The organism is Nakamurella antarctica (genome assembly GCF_003860405.1).
GTDB classification, from domain to species: domain Bacteria; phylum Actinomycetota; class Actinomycetes; order Mycobacteriales; family Nakamurellaceae; genus Nakamurella; species Nakamurella antarctica.
Window position 1 is genome coordinate 1,560,498 of record NZ_CP034170.1, and the last position, 19,145, is coordinate 1,579,642.

The 19,145-nt window shown below is 60.6% G+C and carries 16 protein-coding genes; 9 read left to right on the forward strand and 7 right to left on the reverse strand.

From position 1 onward, the window contains the following. Window positions 1-36 precede the first annotated feature (36 nt). The 5 genes from EH165_RS06850 to EH165_RS06865 form a co-directional block, all read right to left on the reverse strand. Window positions 37-972, reverse strand: a complete 936-nt coding sequence (locus tag EH165_RS06850) for an ABC transporter permease (RefSeq protein ID WP_124798740.1) — start codon at window positions 970-972, stop codon at window positions 37-39. Beyond that, a complete protein-coding gene (locus tag EH165_RS15725; protein WP_206426145.1) occupies window positions 969-1,904 on the reverse strand; it encodes an ABC transporter ATP-binding protein in 936 nt (311 codons plus the stop codon). The genes EH165_RS06850 and EH165_RS15725 overlap by 4 nt, the downstream gene beginning before the upstream one ends. Further along, on the reverse strand, window positions 1,892-3,973 hold the full coding sequence (locus tag EH165_RS06855; protein WP_206426146.1) for an alpha/beta fold hydrolase: 2,082 nt from the start codon (window positions 3,971-3,973) through the stop codon (window positions 1,892-1,894). The genes EH165_RS15725 and EH165_RS06855 overlap by 13 nt, the downstream gene beginning before the upstream one ends. Before the next feature lie 257 nt (window positions 3,974-4,230). Next, a complete protein-coding gene (locus EH165_RS06860; RefSeq protein ID WP_124798742.1) occupies window positions 4,231-4,905 on the reverse strand; it encodes an MBL fold metallo-hydrolase in 675 nt (224 codons plus the stop codon). After that, on the reverse strand, window positions 4,902-5,969 hold the full coding sequence (locus tag EH165_RS06865; RefSeq protein ID WP_206426147.1) for a Gfo/Idh/MocA family protein: 1,068 nt from the start codon (window positions 5,967-5,969) through the stop codon (window positions 4,902-4,904). Before EH165_RS06865 ends, EH165_RS06860 begins: the two co-directional genes overlap by 4 nt. Window positions 5,970-6,097: 128 nt before the next feature. Between EH165_RS06865 and uvrA the strand changes: the two genes are divergently transcribed. From uvrA to hisG, 3 genes are all read left to right on the forward strand, one after another. Beyond that, on the forward strand, window positions 6,098-9,151 hold the full coding sequence (uvrA, locus tag EH165_RS06870; RefSeq protein WP_124798744.1) for an excinuclease ABC subunit UvrA: 3,054 nt from the start codon (window positions 6,098-6,100) through the stop codon (window positions 9,149-9,151). Between the two features lie 60 nt (window positions 9,152-9,211). Then, a complete protein-coding gene (locus EH165_RS06875; RefSeq protein ID WP_124798746.1) occupies window positions 9,212-9,475 on the forward strand; it encodes a phosphoribosyl-ATP diphosphatase in 264 nt (87 codons plus the stop codon). Window positions 9,476-9,550: 75 nt separating this feature from the next. Beyond that, complete coding sequence (hisG, locus tag EH165_RS06880) at window positions 9,551-10,396, forward strand: ATP phosphoribosyltransferase (RefSeq protein WP_124798748.1); 846 nt, start codon at window positions 9,551-9,553, stop codon at window positions 10,394-10,396. A 101-nt stretch (window positions 10,397-10,497) separates the two neighbouring features. On the opposite strand, the gene EH165_RS06885 is transcribed toward hisG, so the two are convergent. Together EH165_RS06885 and EH165_RS06890 are read right to left on the reverse strand one after the other, a co-directional pair. Then, window positions 10,498-11,301: a thioesterase family protein gene (locus EH165_RS06885; RefSeq protein WP_206426148.1), complete on the reverse strand. Its 804-nt coding sequence runs from the start codon at window positions 11,299-11,301 to the stop codon at window positions 10,498-10,500. A 36-nt stretch (window positions 11,302-11,337) separates the two neighbouring features. After that, window positions 11,338-12,270 carry a RecB family exonuclease gene (locus tag EH165_RS06890; RefSeq protein ID WP_124798750.1) on the reverse strand — a complete coding sequence of 311 codons (933 nt, stop codon included), beginning with the start codon at window positions 12,268-12,270 and terminating at the stop codon, window positions 11,338-11,340. A gap of 34 nt (window positions 12,271-12,304) precedes the next feature. On the opposite strand from EH165_RS06890, the gene EH165_RS06895 reads away from it, so the two are divergent. From EH165_RS06895 to prcB, 6 genes are all read left to right on the forward strand, one after another. Further along, on the forward strand, window positions 12,305-13,531 hold the full coding sequence (locus EH165_RS06895) for a site-2 protease family protein (protein ID WP_124798752.1): 1,227 nt from the start codon (window positions 12,305-12,307) through the stop codon (window positions 13,529-13,531). After that, window positions 13,528-14,370 carry a tRNA (adenine-N1)-methyltransferase gene (locus EH165_RS06900; RefSeq protein ID WP_124798754.1) on the forward strand — a complete coding sequence of 281 codons (843 nt, stop codon included), beginning with the start codon at window positions 13,528-13,530 and terminating at the stop codon, window positions 14,368-14,370. Before EH165_RS06895 ends, EH165_RS06900 begins: the two co-directional genes overlap by 4 nt. A gap of 133 nt (window positions 14,371-14,503) precedes the next feature. After that, window positions 14,504-16,294, forward strand: a complete 1,791-nt coding sequence (gene arc, locus EH165_RS06905; RefSeq protein WP_124798756.1) for a proteasome ATPase — start codon at window positions 14,504-14,506, stop codon at window positions 16,292-16,294. A 96-nt stretch (window positions 16,295-16,390) separates the two neighbouring features. Next, the gene (gene dop / locus EH165_RS06910) at window positions 16,391-17,896 is read left to right on the forward strand and encodes a depupylase/deamidase Dop (protein ID WP_124800369.1); all 1,506 of its coding nucleotides are present in this window, start codon (window positions 16,391-16,393) and stop codon (window positions 17,894-17,896) included. A 106-nt stretch (window positions 17,897-18,002) separates the two neighbouring features. Then, the gene (locus EH165_RS06915) at window positions 18,003-18,197 is read left to right on the forward strand and encodes a ubiquitin-like protein Pup (RefSeq protein ID WP_124798758.1); all 195 of its coding nucleotides are present in this window, start codon (window positions 18,003-18,005) and stop codon (window positions 18,195-18,197) included. Beyond that, a complete protein-coding gene (gene prcB / locus EH165_RS06920; RefSeq protein WP_124798760.1) occupies window positions 18,194-19,069 on the forward strand; it encodes a proteasome subunit beta in 876 nt (291 codons plus the stop codon). Before EH165_RS06915 ends, prcB begins: the two co-directional genes overlap by 4 nt. Window positions 19,070-19,145: the final 76 nt, after the last annotated feature.

The window sequence follows — 19,145 nt, forward strand, 5'->3', positions numbered from 1 at the left end:
TGCGCCGTTACCCGATTCGACGGGCGAAGAGCATTCCTAGCTGGTGATGTCTTTCCGACGAAAGCGCATCACGCCGAAGCCAAAGAGGATCAGCGCGTAGCCGAGCCCAGCGAAACCGCCACGGATCATGTCGTCCCAGCGGATCGGGTCGGAAAGCGTGCCGGTCCACGCGAAGGCGTAGTGCGTGGGTAGCCAGTCTCGGATTCCACCGAGAGCATCAATCTGATCCAGAATCTGAGACAGGATCGTCAGGAGCACCGCACCTCCCACAGCGCCCAGAGGCGCGTCGGTCGACACGCTCAGGAGGAAGGCCAACCCAGCGACCCATGTCAGCTGGATCGCAAGAAAAGCGACAACGATAGCTAATCTGGCCACAGTTGCGCCCAGTGTCAACTGGTCGCCAACGGGGGTTTGCAGCGGCCCGAATCCATACAAGACGCCTCCCAGCAGGAGCGCTGTCACTGGAAGTAACAAAATTGCGGTGAGTGATAAAGCTCCCGCGACAAGAACCTTCTGCCGCACCAGCCGGATGCGCGGCACGGGCAGCGCCAGCAGATAACGAAGCGACGACCACGATGCCTCTGACGCGATGGTGTCTCCAAAGAAGAGGGAAATCACCACAATCAGAAGGAAACTGGCCGCGAATATCAACGTGACCATGGCGAAGTTGCCAGCGCCGTTTTGTGCCAAGTCAACGATGGACGCTCGAGCGCTATTGCTGCTGCGGTTCTTAGCGGGATCGCCGAAGGCAAACGCAATAGCAAGGATCACCGGAAGCAACACCATGAATCCCAGGGTGAATTGCGTGCGACGACGCTTAAGTTGCCGACGCAATTCCACCCCGAAGGGCAATGTCTTTCCCGGCCGGTAGCCAGCAGCGACCCCACTCTGATCGGCCGCCCCCGGGGCCGGCACGGACTCAAGAGCGGCTATCGCAGCGTCCGCACTGCGGTCGTGGTGAACTGGGCTCATCGTGTGCCTCCGCGGCTGGACTTACTCGTGCTGGAATCAGAGTATGGGGTGGCACTCGTGCTGGAACCTGATGGACTCGAACTGCTCGCGCCCACCAGATCGAGGAACACATCTTCCAGCCTGTTTCTGGGGGCCGCTGTGTTGACGCGCACTCCCGCATGGACCAGAGCGGCGATCGCATCGGCTGGCGGTGTACCAGCGAGATCGATCTGAACCTGGTGCTCTACCACCGACACCTCGGAAACACCGGGTAAAGAGCCAAGAATGCTCGCAGCTCTAGCTGGATCGTCGACGGCGAACGTCATCTCACCGGACGTGGCGATCAATTCGGCCACAGTGCCGGATGCGATGGTCTTGCCTTGGTTCACGACCACGACATGGGTGCAGGTCTGCTCTACCTCCGACAGCAGATGGGAGGAGACAAGTACGGTGCGCCCAGTGGCTGCATAGCGCCGCAACACCTCTCGCATGGCGTGGATCTGGGGTGGATCGAGGCCGTTCGTCGGTTCGTCGAGGATGAGGAGATCAGGAAGACCCAGCATCGCCTGGGCGATGGCCAGACGTTGTCGCATGCCCTGGGAGTAAGTGCGGACCTTGCGGGTAACAGCCTTGCCCAAGCCAGCGATCTCGAGCGTCTGTTCCATAAAGGCCGCGTCCAAGGGCCGCCCAGTGGCCTGCCAGTACAGGTCTAGGTTGTCTTTTCCTGACAGATGCGGGAGGAAGCCTGAACCTTCAACAAATGATCCGATGCGGGAAAGGACGGGGGCGCCCGCGGTGATCCGTTGGCCGAATACTCGAATTTCGCCAGCGGAGGGGGTGATCAAACCCATCACCATGCGCAGCGAAGTAGTCTTACCCGCTCCGTTTGGACCCAACAGTCCCAGCACTTGCCCGGCTTTCACCTCAAATCCGACGTCGGTTACCGCAAGCACGCCACCGGCATACTCCTTGCGCAAGCCGGTAATTCGGAGCGGAAGATCAACGAGGTTAGGGTCGATGTCAGCGCGGTGTTTTCGGACTCTGCCCCCACGATGAGGGCTCCCAGAGCTACGATGAGCAGCGCGATGAGCCCTATCAGGGCGGCGATGGGAATTTCACTGGTGGAGATATTGCTGCCACCCGCAACTGGGATGCTGATTGTCGCGGCCGTCCCCAACCCGATCAGGTAGCTCGCCGATTTGTTCGGCACCGCAAATGCTTGATCCGTGGTGGCAACGACAACCTCAATTGTTGAGCCCGCATCGATTTGCAGGGCCACGGGGGTGAGGTTCACCGTGATGTTTGTAGGCTGTCCCACGGCGAGGCCGGTGACTCGAATCGGCGAAGCTGCACCACCGGCAAGGGTCCGAATTCCACTGTTGCTGACCTTGTACAATTTCACGAAGAACGTTGCCTCGCTGGTACTTTCGGAGCTGGTGCTAGCTCCCCCAGCGCTACCGCCAGCCAATTGGTCAGCTGATGGGCCAGGTGTAATCGACAAATCAATTTTTGCGCTGCCGGTGAGAAGTAGTTGTTGGGCCAACGGTGTGGTGGTAAACCTCGCGGACTGTCCTGGAATATCAGCCCCCAGCGTTGCCAGTGCTGTGCTGGCTGTTGCTCCCAGGCCGGGAAGCGACGAAATCGCCGCTGGCGTGCCTCCGGGTGGGTTAATCACGGGCTGCGGATTACCACTGAGTTGCTCGCTGACAATTGACGCACCGGGGGCGCCCGCGAGGCCTGGGTAAGCCGGTGCGGAAAGGGTCCGACTGCGGACGTTGCCGGTGTCAGAGATTGAACCGTCGATGTTGTATCTGAAGCCTAGGTTCGGTGCGGGAGCATCACGGGCGAGGTAATGGTCAAACCACGCGTGCATGGAGGCACGCGTCCCGTCATCAATTCCGCCGCCGTCGTGCCCGCCGCTAAACCAGATCACGGAAACGTCAGTGCCGTTGGCTGCGATGGCGCGAGCGTTCGCGTCGGCGTGGTCCAGCCCGAACAGGGTGTCCCTTTCGCCTTGGATGATGAGGGTCGGAGCGGTGATGTTTCCTACCACCGCCGCCGGGCTCGAGTTGGCGAGCAACGTGGTCATCGCAGAGTCGAGCCTTCCCGATTCGGCGACTCTGTTGTAGCCCACGCATACGTCTACCGCCACCCTTCCGCAGCTGCCCTGCGCGAGCGCTTTCATCGCGTCAGGAGACGGCGGCCCGCCTGCAGGAGCAGGCGCCGCTGATGGCGATGACCCGGCAGTGCCGATGCCCAGACCCGCGCCGGTGCTGCCGCCGCTCAGCCCAGCCACCGCACCGCTCACCAAAGACCCACTGGTGATGGACGTCATAAACACTGCTGCCCAATAGCGTTTGAAAACTCCATCCGCAGCAGCGGGCACCTCGCCGACCGTGGCAGCGGGCCCGGAAGCAGGGGTTGCGTAATTGGGAAAGAGCGCGTCGGCGAGACTGTGCCATGTGATCAGGGGGACCGCGGCGTCCACCCGCGGGTCGATGCCAGCAAGCATGAGTGTGACAGCCCCGCCGTAGGAACCGCCCGTCACGCCGACTCTGGGGTCTCCCGGACCATCTTGGACGACGTCAGACCGGGTGCTGAGGTAGTCGACCAGTGCCTTTGCGTCCTGGGCCTCGTAGTCCAGGGAATCCAGATGGATGTGTCCACCGGACGCTCCAAAACCACGGGCCGAGTAAGCAAGCACCAGGTAACCGCTGCGGGCAAGATCTTCTGCATCTGCTGCGACTGAATTTTTTGAGCCGCCCAGGCCATGCGCCATGATGATCGCAGGCGCGGGCAATGAATCGGGAAGGTACACCGTAGCGTCGATGTTGATGGTGGCGTCCTCGCCGGCGCCACCTGCCACAGGGAGGACGACGTCCTGGGTCGCAACGGGTTTCGGGTCGGAGCTGGGCCACGCGATGAAGGCGATAGCCAACAGCACGACGAGTGCCACCGAGATGGAAATCCATCGCCGAGCACGGGATCGGGTGAAAGATCCCAGCAATGCGCTTCTCGCCACGAGTTGGCCTTTCCTACATCAGAGAGTGCGCTGGCCCGTTGAACGAACAGTGCGGTGAGCAAAGACAGACTTCGGAATCAATGACACACGCATTGCCTTAGCCCGAGGCTGAGCACTGCCCGTGCGGCTGCGGCGCCTTCGGTGTAACTGCGGTCGCACCCAATTCGTTCCTGGTCCTCTCTCAGAGTGCCAGATACCAGCATGTTGCCGCGGCGATGCACTGCCCGCCAGGATCGCCCAGGCAGTCAGAGAGTGGGCTACCAGCCACGCTCCCGCCACGTGGTCAGGTGGGGACGCTCAGCGCCCAAGGTCGTATCGTCGCCGTGCCCCGGATAGACCCATGTTGAATCGGGCAGGACATCAAACACCCTGACTTGGAGGTCGTCCATCAGCCTGGCGAATTGCGGTGGTCCAGCTGTCCTACCGGGGCCACCGGGGAAGAGCGAGTCGCCGGTAAATAGATGGTCCTCGCCATCTGGTTCGCGGTACAGCACGGCCAGCGACCCCGGAGTGTGGCCGCGTAGGTGCACGAATTCAATATCTGCATCGCCTATGGCGTAATGGCTGCCTTGCTCAGCAAAAATATCGGTGGGGAGGGGGAGTGCTGAGGCATCGTCGGGATGGGCGATGAGTTTCGCGCCCGAGGACTTCATGACCGCCTCCAGCGCTTGCCAATGATCAGCGTGCTGATGGGTGGTCACAATCGCGCCCAGGGGTGGGTGCTGGGGACCCAAGTGGAGCATGTCAGCAATTCGGCCGGGGTCATCGGCAGCGTCGATCAGCAGGCTTTCGCCCGTGCGCCTACACACCAGCAGATAGCAGTTGTTATCCATCGGACCTACCGAAAGCTTCGTGATCGTCAGATTTTTCAGTTCTCTGGTGGCTGGTTCGCTTGCGGGGGCGACGTGGCCGCTGTACTCAAAATTCGTCATTGCTGCACCTTAACTACCGAGCCCGACAGTGCCGACTGTCGAGCCGCATCCAAAACGCGCGCCGTGAGTATCGCTTCCGCACCCTGCACGGGAGCGGGTGCTTGATCGCGGACGGTGGCGGCAACGGCGGGGTAGAAGGAGTCCCAACGGCCGCGCTCGCTCGGAACCACGATCGTGGTCCCGTCGGTTCTCACCAGCCTGCCGTAAGCGCTTGGCGGTTCCACTCCCCAGGTTTCACCCAAATCGCGTGGGGAATATCCGGCTTTGAGCTGGCTTTCCTGCACATCGAAGCCATCAATGACGAACCCGGAAGTGGATCCGTTGACGAGAAAGCGTGGACCCTGGGCAGCGGAAGCCTTTCCTGCGGAAAGCGTGCTGAGCACCCCGCCGACGTGTCGAAGACTGAGCTGAAAATCGTCATCTGCGCCGCTGCCCGACCGGAAGGTGCTGAGCTCCGCGTAGACGGTGGCTACCGGGCCGAACAGTTGCAGAGCCTGATCGACCAAATGTGGCCCGAGATCATGCAGTGCGCCACCACCTTCTGCCGCTGAGCCGGTAGCGGACCATCCACTGGTGATCGGGCGAAAGCGATCAATGCGAGAGGCAAACCGGAAAACCCGACCCAATACACCCTGGTCGATCAGCTTCTCTATTGTGCGAAAATCACTGTCCCACCGGCGGTTCTGGAAGGGGATCAGGACGCCCCGCCGCAGCAGAGCAAGTTCCACCAAGCCCGCCGCTGATGCCTCATCGAGGGCAAACGGCTTGTCGACTACCACCGCAAGGCCGAGGTCAAGCGCGGTGGCTGCCAAGGCTGCATGCGTACCACTGGGGGTGCTGATGGTGACGCCCTGGACACCCATCGCGGCGAGCTCGGCCAGGTTTGCTACGACACTTGCGTCGGGATAGCTCTGCCGGACCAGTCGACGCCGTTCGCTGTTGCTGGTGACCACGGCGACCAGCTGCATGCTTGGCGCCGCGTCGACCAACGGCGCGTGGAAAATGCGGCCACCCGAGCCGAAGCCCGCCACTGCCCACCGGACCGGATTCGTTGATGTAATCACCTTCGCATCTTGCTCGGTTGTCCTCGTATTGTGTCAACCAGCGCAGTTGCGCACCGACGCATCTTTAGGTCAGGCCTGCAACCTGCGGATATAACCGGTGTCGGTGCTGCCGCCTAGCATGGGCAATCGTGATTGAACGCTTAATTGTCCGAGGTGCCCGCGAGCACAACCTGCGCAACGTCGACATCGACTTGCCACGGGATGCGCTTATCGTTTTCACCGGCCTCTCGGGGTCCGGAAAATCGTCTCTGGCGTTTGACACCATTTTCGCCGAGGGTCAGCGACGGTACGTCGAATCGCTGTCCTCCTACGCCCGCCAGTTCCTTGGTCAGATGGACAAGCCCGACGTCGATTTCATCGAAGGGCTCTCTCCTGCTGTTTCGATCGATCAGAAGTCAACGTCGCGTAATCCACGATCCACGGTGGGCACGATCACCGAAATTTACGACTACCTCCGACTGCTGTTTGCGCGTATCGGGCGGCCGCATTGCCCCACGTGTGGCGAGCTGGTCACGAAGCAAACCCCACAACAAATTGTCGACCGCATCCTAGAAATGCCCGAGGGCATTCGGTTTCAAGTGTTGGCGCCCGTCGTCCGGGAGCGTAAGGGCGAGTACGTCGACCTCCTGTCCTCACTCACCAGCCAGGGCTACTCACGAGTGCGCGTTGATGGCGTTGTTCAGCTCATCACGGAGGTGCCCAAGCTGAAGAAGCAGGAGAAGCACTCCATCGAAGTGGTCATCGACCGGCTAGCGGCGAAGGCGTCCTCACGGCAACGCATCACAGATTCGGTGGAAACAGCGCTGCGCCTCGCCGAGGGCATCGTGATCCTTGATTTCGTAGACCTTGAAGAGAACGACAAATTCCGGGAGCGTCGCTACTCGGAACGGATGGCCTGCCCTAACGACCATCCGCTGGCTCTGGACGATCTGGAGCCCCGATCCTTTTCATTTAATTCGCCCTTCGGCGCGTGCCCGGAATGTGCTGGGCTTGGCACAAAAAAGGAAGTCGATGCCGAACTCGTCATTCCTGACGAGGAACTGTCGTTAGCCGATGGCGCCGTGCATCCGTGGGGCACCGGTACCACCAGCGAGTACTTTTCTCGGTTACTTGAAGGGCTCGCCGATGTCATGGGGTTTTCGATGGCGGATCCGTGGGGTGCATTGCCCGCCAAAGTGCGATCGGCGGTCCTGAACGGAGTCGGTGAGCAGGTTCACGTTACGTACAAGAACAGATACGGACGCAAGCGTTCTTACTATGCGGAGTTCGAGGGCGTCATCCCGTTCTTGGAGCGCCGCGCAGCCCAAACGGATTCGGACTACGCACGCGAGAAGTACGAAGGCTATATGCGTGAGGTGCCATGTCGCGTGTGTAAGGGAACCAGGCTCCGTCCAGAGATCTTGGCCGTCACACTGGAGCACTCGGATACGTCCGGTTCTTCCGCGGAAGTAAATATTGCGCAGATCTCCGCAATGTCCATCGGCGAAGCAGCTGCCTTCTTTCCCGGTCTCATCCTGTCCGATCGGGACATGATGATTGCCGAGCCAGTGCTGAAAGAGGTCGGCGCACGGTTGGGATTCCTGCTCGACGTCGGATTGGAATATCTGTCTCTCGAAAGGCCCGCCGCCACGTTGTCCGGGGGAGAGGCACAACGCATCAGACTGGCCACCCAGATCGGTTCCGGTCTCGTCGGTGTGCTTTACGTTTTGGACGAACCCTCGATCGGTCTGCACCAGCGGGACAACCATCGGCTGATTCAAACGTTGACCAGACTGCGCGACCTCGGCAACACCCTCATCGTGGTCGAACACGACGAAGACACCATCCGGACGGCGGATTGGGTCGTCGATATCGGACCAGGTGCAGGCGAACACGGCGGCAAGGTGGTCGTGTCTGGTTCAGTCGCCGAGCTGGAGGCCAGTGCGGAATCCATTACGGGCGCCTACATTTCCGGGCGGCTGGAAATCCCGGTGCCCGCCGAGCGCCGAGCCGTTGACCGGGCACGCATGTTAACGGTGGTGGGTGCTCGCGAAAACAATCTGCAAAACGTCACGGTCGACTTCCCGCTCGGCACGCTGCTTGCGGTGACGGGGGTTTCGGGGTCCGGCAAGTCGACGTTGGTGAACGACATCCTGCACGCGGTCCTCGCCAACCGGATCAATGGCGCACGGCTCATCCCGGGGCGGCACACCCGGGTTACCGGGCTCGAGCTTGTCGACAAGGTGGTGGGTGTCGATCAATCACCTATTGGCCGCACCCCTCGCTCTAACCCAGCGACCTATACCGGCGTATTTGATCATGTCCGAAAGCTATTCGCCTCCACATCCGAGGCGAAGGTCCGGGGTTACCAACAGGGCAGGTTCTCTTTCAACGTCAAAGGTGGACGCTGCGAAGCGTGCGCGGGGGATGGAACCCTGAAAATTGAGATGAACTTCCTTCCCGACATTTACGTGCCCTGCGAAGTGTGCAAGGGTGCGCGATACAACCGGGAGACGTTAGAGGTTCACTACAAGGGCAAAACGATTTCCGATGTTCTGGACACCCCCATAGAAGAAGCTGCGGACTTCTTCGAGGCCATTGGCCCGATTCATCGCCACCTTAAGACGCTCGTCGACGTCGGTCTTGGGTACGTGCGTCTCGGTCAATCAGCGCCCACGTTGTCCGGTGGAGAGGCACAACGGGTGAAACTCGCGTCGGAATTGCAAAAACGGTCCACGGGTCGCACGGTGTATGTCTTGGACGAGCCTACGACCGGCTTGCATTTTGCAGACGTCGAAAAGTTGCTTCGAGTCATCAATGGTCTTGTCAATAAGGGCAACACGGTCGTCGTGATCGAGCACAACCTTGATGTGATCAAGACGGCCGATTGGGTGATCGACATGGGACCCGAGGGCGGTTCGGGTGGGGGCAGCGTGGTCGCGCAGGGCACTCCTGAGCAGATTGCAGCCAACCCGCAGTCGCACACTGGACGCTATCTAGCGCCAATACTCCGTGGTCGCAAGGTGAAGTCCAGCAACGATTCCGGTGCAGCTGGCGAGCTAGCGGGTAGGGCCGGCGCCGCGGCGAAACCGGTTCGGGCGCGCAAGGCCACGACACCCAGAGCATCAGCTGATGATCAGAGCGTGGCTACGGCCAAAGCAACTCTGGCTAAGGCCCGCCGCAAGGTGGCCAAACTTAGCTAGTGCGCTTGAGGAGACTTCGAGTGCAGGCGATGTGGTGCGAGTCTGGGAGAATAAGCAACCGTGAAAACCTTCGATTCTCTATTTGCCGAACTGCTCGACCGGTCGGTGAGCCGGCCAGCGGGTTCCGGAACAGTTGATGCCCTCGATGCTGGCGTTCACGCCCAGGGAAAAAAGCTGTTGGAAGAGGCGGGCGAGGTCTGGCTTGCTGCCGAGCACGAGAGTGATGACGCGGTGGCACTGGAGATCTCTCAGCTCATCTACCGGGCGCAGGTGATCATGATCGGTCGTGGGATCTCGCTGGAGCAGGTCTACAAGCACCTGTAGAGACGATTTTTTGCATGCCCGCGTTACGTCGTTCGCCCTCCGACATCATCTTTTAAAATAGACTGAGGAATTTACATGTTGCGCGTTGCCGTACCCAATAAAGGCACTTTGAGCGAGCCTGCCACCGAAATGCTGCGTGAGGCCGGCTACCGCCAGCGGACCGAGTCCAGGGACCTCACCATCATCGATGTTGCCAACGATATTGAGTTCTTTTTCCTGCGACCCAAAGACATTGCCATTTACGTCGGTTCCGGCGAGCTGGACCTTGGAATCACCGGGCGAGACTTAGCCGCGGAATCCGAAGCTGGTGTCCGGGAGGAGCTAGGACTCGGCTTTGGTTACTCCACGTTCCGATATGCAGCGCCCGCCGGTGACCCCTGGGATGTCTCGAAACTCCAAGGCATTCGGGTTGCCACTGCCTACCCGCGCCTCGTCCAGCAGGATTTGGCTGCCCAGGGTGTGACGGCAGAGGTGATTCGGTTGGACGGCGCGGTCGAAATCTCGATCCAGTTGGGTGTCGCTGACGCTATCGCGGATGTCGTGGGATCGGGACGCACGTTGCGCCAGCATGGATTAGTGGCCTTCGGACCGACCATCTGTGATTCTGAGGCCGTGGTGATTGCCCGAGCAGACACGGTCTTGTCCAAGGATTCGCAGCAGGTGGTGAATAGGCTGCAAGGGGTAGTTTTTGCGCAACAGTATTTGATGCTTGATTACGACTGCCCTCGTAGCTTGTTGGAGCAGGCGACCGCTATCACGCCCGGTTTGGAGTCCCCGACGGTGGCTCCGCTCGCTGACCCTGACTGGGTTGCTGTCCGTGCGATGGTCCTTCGTAAGGTTTCCAACCCGGTGATGGATAAGCTGCACGACTTGGGAGCAAAGGCAATTCTGGCTTCGGATATTCGCTCCTGCCGCCTGTAACCGTCCGGCTCCCCGATCACGGGACGTAACTGTGCCTGCTCAATGACCGTTGGCCATTGTCTGGTGCCAACCGCTGTGTGCCAGATAGGACGCGCTGCCGCTTAACGTTTTCGAACGGTAAGAATCTGCGCTGATCGACCGATGGGGCCGTGTTCGTCATGGAGCGCCGTGGCAGTAAGACCTACTCCGTCCGGCCCGAGGCTTACCTCGGTATCCATTCCCAACCATCGGCCCTGAGGTTGGCGGAAGAGGTGCACCGTCAGGTCAGTGTTTGGGAAGACGTAATCGCTCGGTGGCACTCTGGGCGACACGCCGTTTGCGGTATCGACGACCGCCAGCATCATTTCTAGATCTGAACTCTCCCGACCCTCCACCAGATCTACGGTGGATCTGAGCCATGTTTTCCCAGTGCCTGGACTGCGACCCGGCAGGGTGCGAAATTCGAGCGACCTGATGAAGCCACCGCCCCACAAATCTTCTCCTGCCCACGGGGATGCTCTCTCAGGTCCCGCTAGTGTGGAAAGCGGCGTCCCCGCAACGATCCCGGTGTCAGAAACAAGTAACCGCCAGCCTGTCGCGCGCGCGATAGTTCTTCCGCCGACAGACATCTCGGCCTCGACAAGTTCTATGGTCTTGCCAGGCCGCAAGATTCGGGCGCTCATGTCCACCTCGGTGGCTGGGAGGAACCCGAGAATGTCGAAAGATATCCGAGCCAGCGCCAAGTCGCGACGCGGGCTGCACGCTTGCATCACATGGACGAGCAAGCCTGCGACCGGCGACATGTGTTGCTCGTGTTCGCTCCAGGCGCCCTGCGCGTGGATCGTCGGCAGATACCGACCTGCCCCCAGCGGAATGTAATAAGCCGGGATATCGGTTCGTAAAGAGGCGGCCAGTCCAGTAGTCACACCCGCGAATCTAGTGTCGGTTGGCTTCACCGCTTGCTACGGGCACGCCGTCGGTTCAAGAAAACCCAGTGGCGGTCCTGGGTAGGGCGGGGGAGTGCCGCCAAACTCGGGGCACAAAGACTGGTGCGAACACCACGGGCACAACCCGGACTTACGGGGCTGGAAGTCCCCGGTCACAATCGCTGACGAGATGGCTGCCCACAGCGCGCGGATGCCCTGCTCAAACGCCACCATCTCGCTCTCGTCGGGAGAGTAGATCAGGGGCTGGGCGTTGCCGAGGTAGAGCAATTTCAACTGAGTGGGCAACGTGCCCCGTAACCGCCACAGCATAAGGGCGTAGAACTTCAGCTGATAGATCGCCTTGTTCTCGTAGGCTTCGCGAGGCGCGGAGCCTGTCTTGTAATCGACAATACGCACCTGTCCCGTTGGTGCGACGTCAATGCGATCGACATAGCCGCGTAGCGGGACGCCGGAGATCTCGATCTCCAGCAGCATCTCTGCCGATTCCGGGTCGAACCGGGTGGGATCTTCTAGGGTGAAATAGGTTTCGACAAGCGCGCGGGCCGAATCCAGCCATTCGCCGAGGTCCTGTTGATCAAACATCTGAAGCCAGTGGGTGTTCTCTGCGGAGAGTCGCTCCCATGTCGGTGCGATGTCGGCAGTCGCCATCTGCGGATTTCGGTGCTGCCGAGGTTTGCCAAACATCTGTTCAAGCACCGCATGGACCAAGGTTCCGCGCACGGCGGCCAAGCTCGGTGGTTCCGGCAAACGATCGATGGTGCGAAACCGGTAGAGCAAAGGGCATTGTTTAAAGTCGCCGGCCCGAGAGGGGGACAGCGCGATTCGTCGCCTCGCTGGTTGCTCTGCGTAGACACTGGGGCTCGGCGAGACTGAGCCCACCGCTTCCGGCTGCCTCGGGTGAGCGCCGAGTTGAGAAACTGCCGGGGGATCCAACGGAGGTTCACTCATTGACAAACCGTACGTCGGCGAGCCGACACTGCCGATGACCAGCACAGTGGTGTTGCTCGTTTCTGTCGATTTACTGATCTACGATCGGCTCATGTCCGCCCGGCGTCACGCCTCCCCGCATCGCGGCAACAGGCTTTCTGCTGGCATCAGGGTGGGACGAATCCTTGGAATCCCGATCACCGTTGCTCCCTCCACTCTGATTTCGGTGACGCTCATCATGGTGGCAGCAGCGCCGGTCATCCACTCCATCCTGCCTGCGTTAAGCACCTCTAGCACTTACCTCGTTGGGCTCGTACTAGCGATGGCGTTGCAGATCAGCGTGCTTATCCATGAACTCGGTCACTGCGTGGCAGCCACACGGCTCGGCGTCGAAGTCCGCGAAGTGCGACTCTTCATCCTGGGCGGGGTTTCGGAGATTGGCAGGTCATTGAGGACTGCCAGAGAAGAAGCGTTGATAGCGGTGGCTGGCCCAGTGGTGTCGGTGGCACTGGCTGGAATATTTTTTTCGATTCTCCCCCTCACCACGTCCTACACGATCTGGTGGCTGCTGGCGTTGGCCGTGGCTTGGTCGAACACGATCATCGCGGTATTCAACCTGCTTCCAGCCTTGCCGCTCGATGGTGGCCGGGTCCTCCGGGCCGGAATGTGGCAGCGTATGGGTACCAAATCTGCGGGTACCAGAGCGGCGGTCGGCGGCGGGTACGTCGTAGCCGCAGGTTTGGTGGCCTGGGGCGGCTATCAAATTGCCGGTGGCGGCAGAGAAGGGTTGCTTCAAGCAATCGTGGCCGTGGCGCTGGCCTACTTCGTTGCCTCGGGTGCCCGCGCCGAAGGCGCAGAGGCCGCAGGATCGGATGGGTCGATGTGGCCGCCGGGAACCACCGTCCAAACACTGGCGCGTCCTAGTATCAGCGTGGATGCCGAAGCCACGGTGACATCGGCGTTGGCGGCTGCGGCGGGCCGCGAAGTGGTGCTGGTGGACCGCGACGGGGTAGCCGTCTCGATTCTGGATCGAGCTGCCGCTGAGTCGGCGAAGGCGCACTCACCGTCACGTCCCGCCAAGGCCTGCGCGCAGCGCGTCACCGGCGATAACATTCTGCTCTCCAGCGACGGGCCGCCGGAGGTGATCGAGCAGGTCCGCTCCGCCGCCGCCACCCACTTCCTGCTGATTGGTGCCGACGGGCATCCGCAGGGTGTACTTCTTCGAGAAGATGTTCCCCGGGCGAAGGTCGCCGGGCGAAATAGGAGGTCTGAAAACAAGTGAGCCGTGAGTTTGTGGTCGGCGACCGAGTCCAGCTGACGGATGCGAAAGGCCGAAAATACACGGTGATCCTTGAGGCCGGCGCGACCTACCACACCCATCGCGGCGGCCTGTTGCATGACGACCTGATCGGTAAGCCGGAAGGCAGCCTCGTCCAGTCCGTCATCGGAACCTCATATTTGGCGCTTCGGCCGCTGCTCACCGACTATGTGCTGTCCATGCCTCGGGGCGCAGCGGTCATCTACCCGAAAGACTCAGCGCAGATTATCGCGTGGGGAGATATCTTTCCGGGCGCCCGAGTGCTGGAGGCTGGCGCCGGGTCGGGTGCCCTGACGTGCTCGCTCCTGAGGGCGGTGGGTCCGCACGGCTCAGTCATTTCCTATGAACTTCGCGAGGACCACGCCGAACATGCCGAACGCAATGTTCAGCGCTTCTTCGGCGAGCACCCGGCCAACTGGACTCTCACCTTGGCCGATTCTGCGGAGCACGTGGGCGAAGTTGATCGAATCGTGCTCGATATGGCGGAGCCGTGGACCATGATGCCGATGATTGCTGCCAACCTCGTATCAGGCGGTGTACTCACCGTTTACGTTGCCAGCACCACCCAGTTGTCTCGGATGGCGGAAGCAATCCGAGAGGACACCGGCTACACGGAGCCGGACGCGTGGGAGACGCTGCACCGGCCCTGGCATTTGGTGGGCGCTGCAGTCAGGCCAGAACATCGCATGGTGGGGCACACTGCCTTCCTGCTCACCGCGCGCCGCCTGGCGGCAGGAGTCATCGCCCCGCGCCCGCATCGCCGTCCGACAGCGACGGGACCTGTTCCGCCGCGCCTCACCTAAACAAGGCTCTTTGGTCTGCGACGTGAGGACACACAGCGCTGCCCACGGCCGCTGTCGGAGGCCACGGGTAGAGTTGAAATCAAGGCCCAGGAGTGAGTTATGGGTGTGTGCACGCTAATCGAGGGGGCCCCGAATGACCGGTTTCGGCAACGAAACTAGCTCGGCATCGGAATCAGTACCAGGCAGCGTGTCGGGGCAGGCACGCCCACAAAGCGCTGACGAACTACGGGCTCAAATTCGCGCACTCCATGACGAATTGTCGGTGTTGCGCCGGCGTGCAGCAACATCGAGTCCCGATTCGCGCCCCATGGAACGTCGGCTGGCCGAGGCTGGAAGCCAGATAAACGCGCTGAGCGAACGAAACGACAAGCTCGCCTCCACGTTGCGGGAGGCTCGTACTCAACTACTGCAGCTCAGGGAAGAGGTTGACCGCCTCGCTCAGCCGCCCAGTGGCTATGGCGTGTTTGTCGAACCAGGTCCGGACGGCACCGTGGAGGTCTACACGTCGGGGAGACGGATGCGGCTCTCGGTCTCACCAGCCGTGGATATCACCACGTTGGGCCCGGGGCAGCACGTAAGGCTGAACGAGGCGCTCACCATCGTTGAGGCTGGTCCCTTCGAACTGGTGGGCGAAGTTTCCAGCCTTCGCGAGCTTCTCGGTGCTGACCGTGCATTGGTGATCGGCCACGCGGACGAGGAGAGGGTAGTCCGACTGGCGGCGTCGCTGTCGGACGTCACGCTCAAGCCCGGGGATTCGCTCCTGGTAGACACCAAGGCCGGTTACGCCTACGAAAAGGTGCCGAAGGCGGAAGTCGAAGATTTGGTGCTGGAGGAGGTGCCGGATGTCGATTACAGCGATATCGGCGGTCTGCAACGCCAAATCGAGCAGATCCGGGACGCTGTTGAACTTCCGTTCCTTCATAAAGAGTTGTTCAGCGAATATCAGCTTCGCCCGCCGAAGGGCGTTTTGCTGTACGGGCCTCCCGGGTGCGGTAAGACGCTGATCGCTAAGGCAGTGGCAAATTCCCTGGCCAAAAAGGTTGCCGCCGCGCGCGGTCTAGAACACATGACGAGCTACTTTTTAAATATCAAGGGCCCAGAACTCCTGAACAAATACGTCGGCGAGACCGAGCGCACGATCAGGCTCATCTTCCAGCGCGCACGCGAGAAGGCATCTGACGGCACCCCCGTAATCGTATTTTTCGACGAGATGGACTCCATTTTCCGGACCCGCGGCTCCGGAGTCTCGAGCGATGTCGAAACGACCATTGTTCCGCAGCTGTTGAGTGAGATCGATGGCGTCGAGGGCCTCGAGAACGTCATCGTGATCGGTGCGTCAAACCGGGAGGACATGATCGATCCGGCCATTCTTCGACCCGGCCGCCTCGACGTCAAGATCAAGATTGAGCGGCCAGACGCGGAGTCTGCACGCGACATCTTTACCAAATACCTGACGACGCAGCTCCCGATCCACGAGGATGATCTGAGCGAGTTCGGCGGTGACCGCCAGGCCACCATCAACGCCATGATCCAGACCACGGTCGAGCGGATGTACACCGAAACCGAAGAGAACCGCTTCCTCGAGGTCACCTACGCAAACGGGGATAAAGAGGTTTTGTATTTTAAGGACTTCAATTCGGGTGCGATGATTCAAAACATCGTGGATCGCGCAAAGAAGTCGGCGATCAAAGCCCGAATTGAATCCGGGGCCAACGGCCTGCGAGTAGTGCACCTGATGGACGCCATCGTTGACGAGTTCGCTGAAAACGAAGACCTGCCCAACACCACCAACCCCGACGACTGGGCGCGGATATCAGGCAAAAAGGGCGAGCGCATCGTCTACATCCGAACCTTGGTCTCGGGAAAGAATTCCGAGGGTTCGAGGTCAATTGATACGGCCGCAAATACGGGTCAGTATTTGTAGCTACGTCCTGCTTGGGGGTAGTGGCGGAAATCGCCGCCGTGAATCGAGATGACCAGCGAGGTTGTCAAAACGCAACGATAGGTTGTCAGCATGACTGTGCGTCGCATTATGGGAACTGAAGTTGAGTATGGAATTTCGGTCCCAGGGGATCCGAACGTAAATCCGGTGGTCTCCTCCACCCACGTCGTCCTGGCCTACGCTGCGTCCGTGGCGGCTCCTCGGGCTCGTAAGCCCCGATGGGATTATGAGCCAGAGTCGCCCGCTCGGGATGCCCGCGGGTATGACATGTCGAGCGTGTTTGGCCGGGGCGCACCCGACCTGGACGATATTGGGGCCTCTAACGTTATTCTTTCCAACGGCGCGCGTCTTTACGTGGACCACGCGCACCCAGAATTCTCGGCACCCGAAGTAACCAATCCGCTCGACGCAGTGATTTTTGACAAAGCAGGCGAACGTGTCATGGAAGTCGCCGCCGAACTTGCCGGCAGTGTGCCGGGAGCATTGGCCGTCAATATGTATAAAAATAACGTTGACGGCAAAGGGGCATCCTACGGAACTCACGAGAACTATCTGTGCCTGCGGGAAACTCCCTTTCCGTCAATTGTTTCCGGGCTTCTGCCGTTTTTCGCAAGTCGTCAAGTCTTCGCCGGCAGCGGGCGGGTAGGAATTGGAGCGCAGGGCAAGCACGCAGGCTTCCAGCTCTCCCAACGCGCCGACTACATTGAAGTGGAAGTGGGCCTCGAAACAACGCTGAAGCGCGGGCTGATCAACACCAGAGATGAGCCGCACGCCGACGCCGAGAAATATCGGCGCCTGCACGTGATTATCGGTGACGCGAATCTCGCCGAAATCTCGACCTACTTGAAGGTGGGCACGACGGCGCTGGTGCTCTCGATGATCGAGCATGGTTGGCAGCTACCCGAAGTCGCGCTGGCCAACCCCGTGTCAGCGGTGCATCACATCTCCCACGATCCCTCGCTCACATCAACGGTGGAGCTTGCGGACGGCCGCCAGATGACGGGTGTCGACATCCAACGTTCCTATGCTGAAGCGGCCGCGGCATTTGTCGCCGACCGCTGGGGCGCTGACGCCGACGACCAAACCGTAGACGTGCTGAACAGATGGATCGATGTTCTTGATCGCCTCGCGCACGACCCGATGGATCTCGCCAACGAGCTCGACTGGCCCGCGAAGCTGCGCCTCCTGGAGGGGTTCCGGTCCAGAGACGGGCTTGGCTGGGCGGCGCCTCGGTTGGCCATGGTCGACCTGCAATATTCAGATGTCCGCCTCGGTAAAGGCCTGTACAACCGTCTCGTCTCACGTGGGTCCATGCAGCGGCTCGTGACGGAGGAGCAGGTACGTCGGGCAATGACAGAGCCACCGGAGGACACCCGGGCGTATTTCCGGGGGCGTTGCGTGGCCAAGTATCCGGACAGGTTGGCTGCAGCATCATGGGATTCGGTGATTTTCGACGTTGGCCGCGAGTCGCTGGTCAGGATTCCCACGCTGGAGCCGACCAGGGGGACGAAGGCTCATGTGGGAGCTCTGCTCGACAGTTGCGACGATGCGGTCGATCTCGTCGATGCGCTCACGCGCCGTTAGCAGGTGCCAGTGACCCATCATCGCTAGTCGGGACACCGTCTCGGCGACTGGGTAATGTCAGAGTTACGTCAAATCAGATTTCCAGCCCGATATCGCGGAGGCTCACATGGCACAGGAACAAACCACCAGGCAGGGCGGCGGCGGGGACGACGACGAGAGCCCGGCGCTCGAATCATCCGGTCAAGAACGGCGCGAGAAGCTGGCAGCCGAAACAGATGACATTTTGGATGAAATCGACGACGTGCTGGAAGTCAACGCCGAAGATTTTGTGCGTGCCTATGTCCAAAAGGGTGGACAGTGACATCTTCGTGGCCGGCCTCCGCCGTTCCCGCCGCGTACCTGACTCCGGGCACGGGCTCCTTCACGGAATTCCTGGCATTGGCTGAGCCACGCTTGCTTCCGGGCGGACAGCAGCACAAGGATGGAGTGACCGCCGGGACAGCGCACCTCACCGAGTCCGTTCACGGCACGACCATCGTTGCTGTGACTTTCGCTGACGGCGTTGTGATCGCCGGCGACCGGCGGGCCACCATGGGCTCGATGATCGCCCAGCGAGACATAGAAAAAGTATTTATCGCCGACAACTTCTCGGCCATTGGAATCGCCGGAACCGCCGGGATAGCGGTAGAAATGGTTCGTTTGTTCCAACTCGAGTTGGAACATTACGAGAAAATCGAGGGCGTTTCGTTGTCGTTGGACGGTAAAGCAAACCGTCTTGCAACCATGATTCGGGGCAATCTGGGCGCAGCTATGCAGGGCCTGGCGGTGGTGCCGCTTTTCGCTGGTTTTGACGTAGATCGGGCGGCAGCGACCATCTTGGATCCCGAAGAGGCGAAGAGCGCCGGCCGGATCTTCGCCTACGACGTCGTAGGCGGTAAATACGAGGAGCACGATTACCACGCTGTGGGGTCGGGTTCCGTTTTCGCGAAATCAGCACTGAAGAAGCGCCACCAACGCGATGCTGATCAGCGAACAGCGGTAAAAGCTGCGGTAGAAGCACTGTACGACGCAGCAGACGACGACTCGGCAACTGGCGGGCCAGACATCAACCGCCGCATCTATCCGATAGTTGTCGTCGTGGGTGCACGGGGCGCAGAAAAGTTACCCTCAGCCCAGGTTGCTCTCGTGGCTCAAGAGGTAGTGGCTGGTCGGCAACAGAATCCAGGCGGCTGAAGATGTTTTGCCGCTAGTCGACACACATCCGCGGCGAGAAATACGATCCGCAGTTCCTACTCCACCGAATGAAAGC

What these genes read in the sequence shown, in the direction of transcription:
- EH165_RS06890 (WP_124798750.1), bottom strand. Translation starts at nt 12,270, where the DNA reads ATGAGTGAACCTCCGTTGGATCCCCCGGCAGTTTCTCAACTCGGCGCT.
- EH165_RS06915 (WP_124798758.1), top strand. Translation starts at nt 18,003, where the DNA reads ATGGCACAGGAACAAACCACCAGGCAGGGCGGCGGCGGGGACGACGAC.
- arc (WP_124798756.1), top strand. Translation starts at nt 14,504, where the DNA reads ATGACCGGTTTCGGCAACGAAACTAGCTCGGCATCGGAATCAGTACCA.
- EH165_RS06860 (WP_124798742.1), bottom strand. Translation starts at nt 4,905, where the DNA reads ATGACGAATTTTGAGTACAGCGGCCACGTCGCCCCCGCAAGCGAACCA.
- EH165_RS06895 (WP_124798752.1), top strand. Translation starts at nt 12,305, where the DNA reads ATGACCAGCACAGTGGTGTTGCTCGTTTCTGTCGATTTACTGATCTAC.
- hisG (WP_124798748.1), top strand. Translation starts at nt 9,551, where the DNA reads ATGTTGCGCGTTGCCGTACCCAATAAAGGCACTTTGAGCGAGCCTGCC.
- EH165_RS06850 (WP_124798740.1), bottom strand. Translation starts at nt 972, where the DNA reads ATGAGCCCAGTTCACCACGACCGCAGTGCGGACGCTGCGATAGCCGCT.